Origin of the sequence: Paenibacillus sp. Soil766, assembly GCF_001428105.1 — a bacterium.
GTDB lineage: Bacteria > Bacillota > Bacilli > Paenibacillales > NBRC-103111 > Paenibacillus_E.
In genome coordinates this window covers 13624-25525 of record NZ_LMSJ01000024.1, presented here as the reverse complement: position 1 = coordinate 25525, position 11902 = coordinate 13624, and the positions used below count along the sequence as shown (strand labels likewise).

Below are 11902 nucleotides of genomic sequence, written 5' to 3'. Positions count from 1 at the left end.
TTCTTCTTTCTATTCTCAGATAGGGAATCGTTCTTCGAACTCCTTTAATCTATAGGGTAAAATCTAAACATCGTAGGGTATGAATCGCGGTGTTCAAACGATATAATAACTCGCGAAAGCGCTTTATTTCAAAATACATACATAAACAAGGGTGGTGCAGCATGCCTACACATAAGGAAGAAACAGATCTTTGTTGGCTTCGATACTCGCAAATACAGGAGACTGCTTTATTAGAAACGTACCGAACGTGGTGTCAGGAGATTGTCACCTATACGATATCTGAAGTCTTTCAGACGGCTGCGTACGAGCTGCGTAAAGGGATTATAAGTTTACTAGGTGCAACGCCTATCCATTCAGAAACACCTACGAAATCACACGCGATTCTACTTGGGGTCAAAGGTCAAACGACTGCGATTGATTATCTTTTGGATACCAAGCGTGTAGCAAGCATACAGGAAGATGGTTATCTGATTCAAACGGTGGAAACTTCAGGGCATAGCTACATCGTCCTCATCGGCGGCTCCGACAAAGGTGTGCTCTATGGGGTATTTGAACTACTACGCTGGCTTCAGTGCGGAGAGCCGCTTGAACAACTTGCTATTGCTCACAATCCGAGCAACCGACTGCGCATGATGAATCAGTGGGATAACATGGACGGCAGCATTGAACGCGGCTATGCGGGTCATTCCATTTTCTTCGAGGGGAATGCCATCATCAAGGATCACACGCGCATTCAGGAATACGCCCGTTTGCTGGCCTCGGTGGGTCTCAATGCAATCTCGATCAATAACGTGAACGTACATCGCCAGGAAACGATGCTGATCACAGAGGCGTTTCTTCCCGAGGTAGCGGAGATCGCAGCGGTGTTCCGTTCGTACGGCATCACGTTATTTCTTAGCGTGAACTACGCAAGTACGATAGAAATTGGCGGATTGACGACAGCAGACCCGCTGGATAACGACGTTATCCTCTGGTGGGAAGAGAAGGCGGCCGAAATCTATCAATACATCCCTGATTTCGGCGGTTTTCTCGTGAAGGCGGACTCTGAATTCCGCCCAGGGCCATTCACCTATGGCCGCGACCATGCCGATGGTGCCAACATGTTGGCGAATGCGCTTTGGCCGCATGGCGGTCTGGTTATTTGGCGGTGCTTCGTCTACAACTGCCTGCAGGATTGGCGCGACCGTTCCACGGATCGAGCGAGAGCCGCTTATGATCACTTCACGCCGTTGGATGGGAAATTTAAAGATAATGTCATTTTGCAAATCAAAAATGGTCCGATGGACTTCCAGGTACGCGAGCCAGTATCTCCACTTCTAGGCGGGTTGCGCAGCACGAATCAAATGCTGGAGCTGCAAGTGACACAGGAGTACACGGGGCAGCAGAAGCATGTCTGCTTCTTAGTGCCGCAATGGAAAGAAGTCATCGACTTTGATACGTATGCACAAGGGGAAGGCTCGACCACTGCTGAGATTGCCAGTGGGGTACTGTTCCAACGTCACCATGGCGGCTTCGCAGCGGTATCCAATATCGGAGATGATTGGAATTGGACGGGTCACGTGTTAGCGCAAGCGAATCTCTACGGTTACGGCCGCTTAGCTTGGGACCCTAGTCTAACTGCAGAAGCCATTGCGCATGAATGGATCATGATGACGTTCAGCCGGCAGCCCGAGGTGGTTGCAACGATCGCGGACATGATGCTCCGCTCTTGGAGCATTTACGAGAAGTACACGGCACCGTTGGGCGTAGGCTGGATGGTGAATCCCAACCACCACTACGGTCCGAATGTGGATGGGTATGAATATGCCAAATGGGGGACCTACCATTTTGCGGATTGTTACGGTATTGGCGTCGATCGCACCGTGGAATCAGGAACAGGCTACACGAGGCAGTATTACGAGCCGCAGGCAGAGCGCTACGAATCGTTGGCGCAATGTCCAGATGAGCTGCTGTTATTTTTCCATCACGTGCCGTATACGCATCGTTTGCAATCAGGCAAAACCGTCATCCAACACGTGTACGACACGCACTTTGAAGGTGTTGATGAGGCAGCTGGATTGGTTGCTGCATGGACGTCGCTAGAGGAGCACATCGATGAAGTTCGCTATGCCCACGTGCTGCAGCGTTTCCAGAATCAGGCTGAGCATGCGAAGGAGTGGCGCGATGTCATTAATACGTATTTTGCTAGGAAGTCGGGGATTCCGGATGAGCAGGGGCGCACGATTTACTAAAGGTTGGTCTGAGGCACTATCTAATTGAAGGAGGTCAAACTACGTGGCGAAAGAGAAAGATAGAGATAGGGAAGTAGCGGTAGCATCGTTATATCAGAGATTTGAGGGTTATTTCGATATAGGTGCAGCTGTAAATGCCAAAACCATTGAAACGCAAGCCGATCTCATCAAACGGCATTATAATAGTGTTACCGCAGAGAATGATATGAAGTTTGCCGAGATTCACCCCGATCCTGACCGCTATACGTTTGGCAAGGCAGATGCGATCGTCGATTTTGCCGTAGCCTACGGTAAAAAGGTTCGGGGCCATACGTTAGTTTGGCACAACCAAACATCGGACTGGGTGTTCGAGGGAGCGTACGGACTGCCAGTTACGAGAGATCAGCTGTTAATCCGGATGCAGCAGCATATCGAAACCGTGGTGAAGCGTTACCGCGGCCAAATTTACGCGTGGGACGTTGTCAATGAAGCCATTGAGGATACATCGGATATCTATCTGCGTAAATCCAAGTGGCTCGACATCATAGGCGAGGACTATATCGCGAAAGCCTTTCATTTTGCACATCAAGCTGATCCGAATGCGTTATTGTTCTATAATGATTACAATGAAACGAACCCTGTGAAGCGGGACAAAATTGCAGCGCTCGTGTCCTCTTTAAAAGAACAGGGCGTCCCCATTCATGGCATCGGCATGCAAGGACATTGGAACATTCATGGCCCTTCCATCGAGGAGATCCATGCGGCGATAGAGCTTTATGCTTCTCTTGGCGTACAGATTCAAATTACGGAGTTAGATCTGTCGGTGTTTGAATTCACTGATAGACGAACGGATCTCACGGAGCCAACTTCAGAGATGCTAGAGCTGCAGGCAGAGCGTTATGAGCAAATTTTTGAGCTATTCCGAGCGTACCAGCGCAGCATTATCTCAGTTACTTTCTGGGGAGCAGCGGATGATTACACTTGGCTGGATGATTTCCCTGTGAAAGGGCGGAAGAATTGGCCGTTCCTTTTTGATCGTCAACACGCACCGAAGCAGGCTTTTCATCGAATTATGAAAAAAGTTTAAATTAACTGATACAACCCATTGTTGTCAGAACATGACAGAATGGGATACAATAAACACAATTCTAGATCGCTCGTATAGATCCCCCGCGAGTCCGGCTCATACCGGACTCGCTTTTCCATTTTTAATTGCCAAGGGAGTGAAAGTCATGAAACTGCAAGTGATGTTAGTCGATGATGAGCAATATGTCAGAAAAGGTTTACTCGGCCTAATCGACTGGGAGTCCTTGGGGTACTGTGTCAGCCACGAAGCGGATAATGGAAAGGATGCGCTGCGAATCATTACCTCCAGGCCATCCGAAGTTGATGTTGTGATTACAGATATACGAATGCCAGTCATGGATGGCTTGAAACTAATAGAAGAAGTGAAGCTTCGCAATCTTAGCTCCTGCAAGTTTATTATTTTAAGTGGATATAATGATTTCTCGTATGCGCAATCTGCCATTCGCTTTGGCGTGAGTGACTATATTTTGAAACCGATTGAAGAAGAGGATTTAGAAGAAACATTAAGGCAGTTGGCGCTGCAAATTAAGCAGGAGCGATTGCAAAAAGCGATCAGCGGGCGACTCACCCTCAAGGGCTTATTCGAACAATTAAGTAGAGGTGAGCTGGCGGCCAAAGCGGTAATGGAGCTTGATGAACGGGTAAGGTTATCGAAAGGAACTGTGCTAAGATATGGCATTGTTGAGATGAACCGAGGCCTATCCGAGGAGAGCGACGTGACGGATTACTTGATCAAAGATGATGTCAGCGTTGTCGCTGATGCCCTCCAGACGCTAATTGACGTGCCAAGCGATTTTGTCGTGCAGCTGCGCAATCATCAGTGTGCTTTTCTTATTAGCTCAGATGCGTTGAAGCTTTATGGCGGCAGCTATGAACGATTTGGGAGTGCGCTGCAAACGCTGCTGGCGAAGAGACTGACAGCAGGAGTCACCCTCTATTTCGGCACTAGTGTGAAAGAAATGAAAGCGCTTAGCGAGTCTATTCAAACGGCGAATGAGCTGCTGCAATATAAGTATGTAAAGGGGATGAAGGATGTCCTCTTCTATGAAACAGCCTCTAAGACGAAGCTAAGCTATGCGGAACCGGAGGTCAGTCTGTTTCATCGCATTCAGGAAGCTGTTGAAGAGCAAGAAACCGAGAAGATCAAGACGACGATCGCGACGCTGTTTGCTGAAATTGAAACGAAATCACTAGCCAAAGACGCGATTCGCACGATTATCAATCGCTATGTGCACCGAATTGTAGGAACACTGCAGGGGATGCAAGGGCCAATAGATTTACTTGTTAATCTTAAGCCCATGCTAAGCTGGGATGCCCAACCGCTTTCTTTTAGCCAGCTGCAGCACTTATTTATTTCGTTTATGATCGAGAGTTCTCGCATGATGGAACAATTGCGGGGAGAACAAACCAAAGGCAGCATCCACAAGATTAAGAGCTATATCGAGCGTCATTACCAAGAGAATATCAATCTCAAAAGCATTGCTGCTGAGTTCTATATGAATCCGGTATACGTCGGGCAACTGTTTAAGAAAACGTACGGCCAGTATTTCAATGAATTTCTGCTCTCTATCCGCATTGGCGAAGCCAAGAAGCTGTTACGTCAAACGGATTTGCGAATTTATGAAATTGCCGAGAAGGTAGGCTTTAATAACGCGGACTATTTTGTTGCGCAATTTGAGAAAATGGAAGATATGCCTCCATCCGAATATCGCAAAAAACTACTGACTAAACAAGGCGGCCATTCCCATGAAAATACGACGATTCCAACTAAATAATGTGCGTTTGCGCAATAAGCTGTTGATGCTTTACTTTCTAAGTGTGTTTATTCCGATATTATTGACCAACGTAATTTTCTATCAAGTCACTACTCATAATGTTCAGCGTCAGAAAACGGAAGATATCTCTTTAAATTTAGACAAATTGAAGGATGAATTTCGTGCCAAGATCGACAATGCTGTTGGGATTTCATCTGTCTTTTATACGGACGGTCTCTTAAATGATGCCCTGGAGCAAACATACGAAGAAACCATCGATTATGTGCGCATGTATAACTCGCAGCTAGCCACGAACATTAATAAGTACAATTTGGTATATAGCGAAATTAAAGGCATTCAGATGTACACCAACAATCCGACAATTATCGACTCAGGCGGCTTACACCCGCTAACGGATATTATTCGGGAATCGGAATGGTACCGCAGCCTCCAGAAGGTGCTTGCGGGGGGACAGCCCTACCCGCTCGTTATGCGAAGCGATGATAATGAGAGTTCGTACAGTGGACTTAGCGTCATTCGTCAAATGAACAATTTCGTTAATGCTAACATCTACAGTAAAATTTTGAAAATTGAAATGAGCCCTGACGCGATCAAGGGGATGTTTAGCAACCAAGCCTTACAGGGGAATCTCTATTTACTGAACGCTGAAGGGGATATTCAATATACAACAGATACAAAGCTGGACTGGATTCGGGGGAAAATTAACTTCCGCAGTGTTGCGATCCCGAAGGATACGATTAAATTGGAGCGCGATTACAGCACTAACTATTTAAGGGATTGGCGGATTGTGCTCGTTTCCGATGGGCATGTCCTGGATGCGGTGCGCAAATCCAAGCAATTCGTCGTCTATTTAGCACTTATTAATCTAGTATTGCCGACACTTGTGATTGTATGGATCTCATCCTCCTTGCATACACGACTAGTTCGTATTCTTGTTCATATGAAAAAGGTGAAAAACCAGCATTTCGATCTCATTGATGAGCCTGAAACAAAGGATGAAATCGGCCAGCTGGTGCGGGAATTCAACCGGATGACCGTGCAAATCAAGAGTCTCATTGATGATGTATACATCGCAGATATTCAGAAGAAGGATCTAGAACTGAAACAAAGGCAATCGCAGCTGCATGCCTTGCAGAGCCAGATTAACCCTCACTTTCTGTTTAATGCATTGGAAACAATTCGCATGCGCAGCTTGATTAAGCAAGAAAATGAAACGGCTAAAATTATTAAAAATATGGCCAAAATGTTCCGCCGTTCACTGGAATGGGGCGGGGAGTGGGTCACGTTCCGCGATGAGCTGGATTTGATCTTATGCTTCCTGGAGATTCAAAAGTACCGTTTTGGTGATAAGCTGAGCTACCGCTTCGAGGTGGATGAGTCCGTATATAGCTGTAAAATCCCCAAAATGACCTTGTTGCCCTTCATTGAGAATGCCAGTCTTCACGGGATCGAGCCCTTGCAAGGCCACGGTACCATCGAATTAAAGGCGACTAGAAGCGGGGATCAGGTGAGTTTTACGATTGCTGATACCGGCATTGGGATGTCGAAGGAGAAAGTGGATCTCTTGAACGCTTACATGGGTAATGACGAAGACGTGAGCGGACACGTTGGGATGAAGAATGCTTTTATGCGACTGAAATTATATTATGGCAATGCCATTGATGTACAGATCAGCAGTGAGGATGGTGTCGGGACTATAGTGAAGATTACGACACCCGTCCAAGTGAGTGGGAATGATGGATCACCTAAGCTTTACTAAGAAGATACTAAACTTTACAGGGTAATCATGCTGTGAGCGGTTTTATATAATGAAAGTGCTTACAAGATAGTGTTGAGAGGGGAGCTTCACAAGAATGAAAAAGTTGAAATTAGTCACGATGGGCACATTGTTAGCGCTTTCGCTAAGTGCTTGCAGCAGCTCAAACTCAGCTGATCCTGCCGCTTCCAAAACACCAAGTAGTCCTAGTGGCACAACCGCTGCTAAGGAAGAGCTCAAACCAGCTACATTTAGCTATTTCTTGTTTAACGCAGGGAAGAACATGAACACGAATGAAACGCCAATCGGCAAAGAGTTAGAAAAGCAAACAGGTGTCAACTTCAAAGTTGAGAACCTTGTTGGTGAATCCAAGACGAAGTCCGGTGTTATGATTGCCGGTAATGAGTTCCCCGATGTGGTTCAACCAGAGGGAGAAATTGATAAGTTCATGGATGCAGGCGCATTCATTCCGCTTGATGATTTAATCGCCAAATACGGTCCGAACATCAAGCGCGTATATGGTCCTTATTTTGACAAAATGAAGCAAAAAGACGGCAAGATTTATCACCTGCCATTTAGTGCGAATCAGGGCTTTGCCCCTAACCCGAACGTTGACCAAGGCGCATTCTGGATTCAACGCGGCGTACTGAAGGAGCTTGGCTATCCGAAGCTTACGACACTTGATGAGTACTTCAATGCTATTAAGACTTATAAAGACAAGCATCCACAAGTGGATGGCAAGGATACAATCGGGTTCTCCGTCATGACGTATGACACGAACTTCTTCACGATTACGAACCCTGCGTTCCATCTCGCTGGCTACCCGAATGACGGTGGTCTCCTGATTGATTTGAAAACGAATGAAGCGAAAAGCAATGCCATTGATGAAGCAACGACGAAACGTTGGGTGAAAAAGCTCAATGAAGTCAATACAGCAGGTCTGTTTGATAAAGAGTCCTTCACCATGAACAAAGATCAGTATTTGGCCAAATTGACTTCCGGTCGCGTCCTAGGTTACTTCGCGTATGACTGGCAGGTTGGCGATGCACGTAACAACTTGGCGAAAGCAGGCGTAGATGACAAGCGTTATGTGGCACTTCCAATCGTGTTTGATAAAGGGGTTAAGGACCAATACTTGGATCCGCCTTCCTTCGTCAACAACCGTGGTATTTCCATTTCCAAAAGCGCGAAAGACCCTGTTCGCATTATCAAATTCTTTGACACTATGCTGACAGAAGACAATCAAATCCTTCAGCAATGGGGTATCAAAGGGCAAACGTATGAAGTGGATGACAAAGGTAAGTTCTTCCGTACAGATGAAGAAATTGCGAAAATTAAAGATCCTAAGTTCTATGAAGATTTCGGTTTGAAAATGTTCGCGTACAACTGGCCTCGTTATGGTAACTTCTCTATTGTAAAAGGCGACAATGCGTTCGATCCGAACAAACAACCAGCGGTTGCTGAGAAGAACTACACTGATGGCGACCGCGCACTTTTGAAAGCCTACAACGCGAAAGTCTTTACAGACATGTTTAGCAAGCCTGATGCTCGTCCATGGTACCCTGCTTGGAGTATCAACAAAGGACAAGGCACACCTGAACAGATTTTCGAGCAAAAAATGGGTGATCTTCAGAAGAAGGCTTATCCAGAAATGATTCTTGCAAGCGGTACAGATAAGTTTGAGAAGGCTTGGAGCGACTATGTGGCTCAAGCAAGCAAGCTTGATATCAAAGGCTATGAAGCATTCATTACCAAAGTTGTGAAAGACCGTGTTGCAGGCAACTGGGCGAAATAAGGAATGAAACATAAGGGACGCAGGTCACTAGTGCGTATGATTGGTGTCATGCGTCCCTTTTATTAGATAAAAAGCATTAAGGAGTGGGTGATTTTCTATGGAGAGCCTTACAAAAGAATCCCTAGCGGACAGACCAATGCTATCCGAGAAATCAACAGGGTTAGCCTTATTTTTTCGTAAGCTGGGTAAACAAAAAGTATTGATGGCCATGTCGCTGCCTTTTCTCATTTGGTTATTTATTTTCAAATATGTCCCGCTTTGGGGTTGGTCCATGGCATTTCAAAAATATCGTCCGGCCAAAAAGTTCGCGGATCAAGAATGGGTTGGATTCGACCAATTCAAATTTCTGTTCCAAGACGATGGATTCCTTCGCGTCATGCGCAACACGCTGGCGATGAGTACGATTAATCTTGTATTAGGCTTTGTTACCGCTGTTACCTTAGCGATTCTTCTTAATGAATTGCGTAAAGTTATTTTCAAACGCTTTGTACAAACGATCAGTTATTTGCCCCACTTTATTTCTTGGGTTGTAGCAGCAAGCATTGTATCAGGTGCATTGTCGACAGACGGCGGGATTATTAATGACATATTACTGAAGCTCCATCTGATTAGCGAGCCTATTTTGTGGCTTGGCAAGGGCGAGTATTTCTGGGGAATTCTTGGTGCCTCGGAAGTGTGGAAGAATGTCGGTTGGAATACGATCATTTATTTAGCGGCAATGACGACAATTGATCCAGCGCTGTATGAGTCCGCCGAAATGGACGGGGCCAATAGGTTTCAACGCATTGTGCATATAACCCTTCCTGGCATTAAACCGGTCATTATCATTTTACTGATCATGAATTTAGGTCACATTCTTGAGTCTGGCTTTGAGCCGCAGTATTTGCTCAAAAATGGGATGAACATAAATTATGCAGAAAATCTCGATATTTTTGTACTCAATTACGGCATTAACTTGGGTAACTTCTCGTTGGCAACGGCAGCAGGCATTTTCAAGACAGTCGTCAGTTTTATCTTCTTGATCAGTGCGAATCAGATTGCCAAACGTGCCGGGGAAGCCAGATTGTTCTAACCGTTGTTTGGACCACTTCACAAGGAGGTATCAGCTATGGAAGCTGCGCAACATACAAGCTCGAGCCGGCGGAATAGTAACATAGGTGATCGTCTGTTCGACATTTGCAATATCCTTTTTATGTTATGTCTCGTTGTTGTAACGCTGTATCCCTTTATTAATACGCTGGCCGTAGCTTTGAATGATGCGAACGACGCGGTTCGTGGAGGGATTTATCTGTTTCCTCGCATGTGGACGTTGGATAATTTTAAATATGTGTTTAGCGAAGCTGCCATTGTGCATGCGTTCTTTATTTCCGTGTTGCGGACAGTGATCGGTACGGTAGTTACCGTGTTCTGCTCTGCAATGGTGGCCTATACGATGTCGCGTCAAGAGTACGTGCTTCGCAAGTTCGTCACGATTTCATTTATTTTCACGATGTATTTCAGTGGTGGATTAATTCCGGGATACTTGCTTGTTCGGGATCTTGGCATGCTAGGCAGCTTCTGGGTCTACATCATTCCTGGGATGATCGGGGTATTCAATCTAATTATTATCCGTTCGTTTATTGAAGGACTTCCTGATGGGATTATGGAAGCGGCTCGGATTGATGGAGCGAACGATTTCTCGATGTTCATGCGCATTGTGCTGCCGCTCGTTGTTCCCGTATTGGCGACGGTCGCGCTATTTAGCGCAGTCGGTCAATGGAACTCTTGGTTCGATGTCTTCTTGTACAACTCATCGAATGAAAATTTGAGTACGTTACAATACGAGTTGATGAAAATATTGCAGAATACGAATACGCAAACATCTCAAACGGTGGCGGATGTATTTGCAAGCAGTGCGAACGCAGGGGCGAATACCGTAACCCCAACGTCGATCCGTTCTACCATGACCATCGTGGTGAGTCTTCCGATCATTATGGTGTATCCGTTCTTACAGAAGTATTTTGTTAAAGGGATGACTGTCGGAGGTGTAAAAGGTTAGTAGATATTGGACGAACCCCTGGGAGCTCCTATGTCTTGGGGGTTTGTTAATGAGGAGGCATTTCATATGCAAAAGCAAGCAATGAGCGCATCGGCTACAGGCATTAACCGCAATCTATTTACGGAGTATGGGTATGCTGAAGCAGATATTCAAGACAAATTGCAGATCATGTGGAACCAATTGTTCCACGGAGATGAAGATACGAGAATCTATTACGAAGCTGGTGAAGCCGGCGCTTATTTGCTGGATACAGGCAACTTGGATGTCCGTACAGAAGGTATGTCCTATGGCATGATGATGGCTGTACAGCTGGATCAGAAGGACGTATTTGACCGCATTTGGAAGTGGACACACACGAACATGCTGATGACTGAGGGGGAAAATGCGGGCTATTTTGCTTGGTCGTGCAACACCGACGGCTCTAAGCGTTCGAACGGTCCAGCGCCGGATGGGGAAGAATACTTTGCCTTGTCCCTATTCTTTGCTTCTCATCGCTGGGGCGATGGCGCAGCGCCATATAACTACAGTGAGCAGGCACGCGATTTGCTGCGGACATGCATTCACAAAGGAGAAGACGGCGTAGGCCAGCCAATGTGGAATCCGGAGAACAAGCTGATTAAGTTTGTTCCAAACTGCGAATATTCGGATCCATCCTATCATCTTCCGCATTTCTATGAGCTGTTTGCTTTATGGGCCTATGAAGAAGATCGGCCGTTCTGGGCGGAGGCTGCGGAAGCTAGCCGGGCTTATATGCAGATTGCGTGCCACCCGGAGACGGGCTTGGCGCCGGAGTATGCGCATTACGATGGCACGCCGAACGACGATCGCGGCTATGGTCACTTCTTCAGCGACTCTTATCGTGTAGCGGCTAATATTGGGCTGGATGCGGCGTGGTGCGGCGGCTCCAAGTGGCATGCCGATACGGCCAATCGGATTCAGAACTTTTTCGCGGATAAATCGCCGGAGGACTATCGTCGGTATCAGATCGATGGCACACCTTTCGAGGAGAAAGCCCTGCATCCTGTGGGCATCATAGCTACGAATGCGATGGCTTCGCTTGCAGTGCCAGAAGGTGCTCATGCCAAAGCCTGTGTGGACTTATTCTGGCAGACGCCGGTTCGTACAGGTGTACGACGGTATTACGATAATTGCTTGTATGCGTTTAGCGTACTTGCGCTGAGCGGGAACTTTAAGATCTGGCTGCCTAAGTAGGCAGCCAATAGGGGAACCATGAACGCAAGT

The 11902-nt window shown here is 46.5% G+C and carries 8 protein-coding genes; all 8 read left to right on the top strand.

Features of this window, described 5'->3' with window-relative positions; genetic code table 11:
* The first annotated feature begins 161 nt into the window (after positions 1-161).
* The 8 genes from ASG89_RS19540 (at position 162) to ASG89_RS19505 (ending at position 11872) form a co-directional block, all read left to right on the top strand.
* Positions 162-2231, top strand: a complete 2070-nt coding sequence (locus ASG89_RS19540; protein ID WP_057312716.1) for an alpha-glucuronidase family glycosyl hydrolase — start codon at positions 162-164, stop codon at positions 2229-2231.
* Positions 2232-2274: 43 nt separating this feature from the next.
* On the top strand, positions 2275-3297 hold the full coding sequence (locus tag ASG89_RS19535; RefSeq protein ID WP_082593446.1) for an endo-1,4-beta-xylanase: 1023 nt from the start codon (positions 2275-2277) through the stop codon (positions 3295-3297).
* Positions 3298-3442: 145 nt separating this feature from the next.
* On the top strand, positions 3443-5071 hold the full coding sequence (locus ASG89_RS19530; RefSeq protein ID WP_057312715.1) for a response regulator: 1629 nt from the start codon (positions 3443-3445) through the stop codon (positions 5069-5071).
* The gene (locus ASG89_RS19525; protein ID WP_057312713.1) at positions 5043-6830 is read left to right on the top strand and encodes a sensor histidine kinase; all 1788 of its coding nucleotides are present in this window, start codon (positions 5043-5045) and stop codon (positions 6828-6830) included. The genes ASG89_RS19530 and ASG89_RS19525 overlap by 29 nt, the downstream gene beginning before the upstream one ends.
* A gap of 94 nt (positions 6831-6924) precedes the next feature.
* The gene (locus ASG89_RS37185) at positions 6925-8622 is read left to right on the top strand and encodes an ABC transporter substrate-binding protein (protein ID WP_057312711.1); all 1698 of its coding nucleotides are present in this window, start codon (positions 6925-6927) and stop codon (positions 8620-8622) included.
* A 136-nt stretch (positions 8623-8758) separates the two neighbouring features.
* On the top strand, positions 8759-9694 hold the full coding sequence (locus tag ASG89_RS19515) for an ABC transporter permease (RefSeq protein ID WP_235549835.1): 936 nt from the start codon (positions 8759-8761) through the stop codon (positions 9692-9694).
* A gap of 36 nt (positions 9695-9730) precedes the next feature.
* The gene (locus tag ASG89_RS19510) at positions 9731-10660 is read left to right on the top strand and encodes a carbohydrate ABC transporter permease (RefSeq protein ID WP_057312707.1); all 930 of its coding nucleotides are present in this window, start codon (positions 9731-9733) and stop codon (positions 10658-10660) included.
* A gap of 66 nt (positions 10661-10726) precedes the next feature.
* The gene (locus ASG89_RS19505; protein WP_057312705.1) at positions 10727-11872 is read left to right on the top strand and encodes a glycosyl hydrolase family 8; all 1146 of its coding nucleotides are present in this window, start codon (positions 10727-10729) and stop codon (positions 11870-11872) included.
* Positions 11873-11902: the final 30 nt, after the last annotated feature.

Coding starts and splice junctions, on each gene's coding strand:
- ASG89_RS19515 (WP_235549835.1), top strand. CDS start 8,759: ATGCTATCCGAGAAATCAACAGGGTTAGCCTTATTTTTTCGTAAGCTG.
- ASG89_RS19510 (WP_057312707.1), top strand. CDS start 9,731: ATGGAAGCTGCGCAACATACAAGCTCGAGCCGGCGGAATAGTAACATA.
- ASG89_RS37185 (WP_057312711.1), top strand. CDS start 6,925: ATGAAAAAGTTGAAATTAGTCACGATGGGCACATTGTTAGCGCTTTCG.
- ASG89_RS19525 (WP_057312713.1), top strand. CDS start 5,043: ATGAAAATACGACGATTCCAACTAAATAATGTGCGTTTGCGCAATAAG.
- ASG89_RS19540 (WP_057312716.1), top strand. CDS start 162: ATGCCTACACATAAGGAAGAAACAGATCTTTGTTGGCTTCGATACTCG.
- ASG89_RS19530 (WP_057312715.1), top strand. CDS start 3,443: ATGAAACTGCAAGTGATGTTAGTCGATGATGAGCAATATGTCAGAAAA.
- ASG89_RS19505 (WP_057312705.1), top strand. CDS start 10,727: ATGCAAAAGCAAGCAATGAGCGCATCGGCTACAGGCATTAACCGCAAT.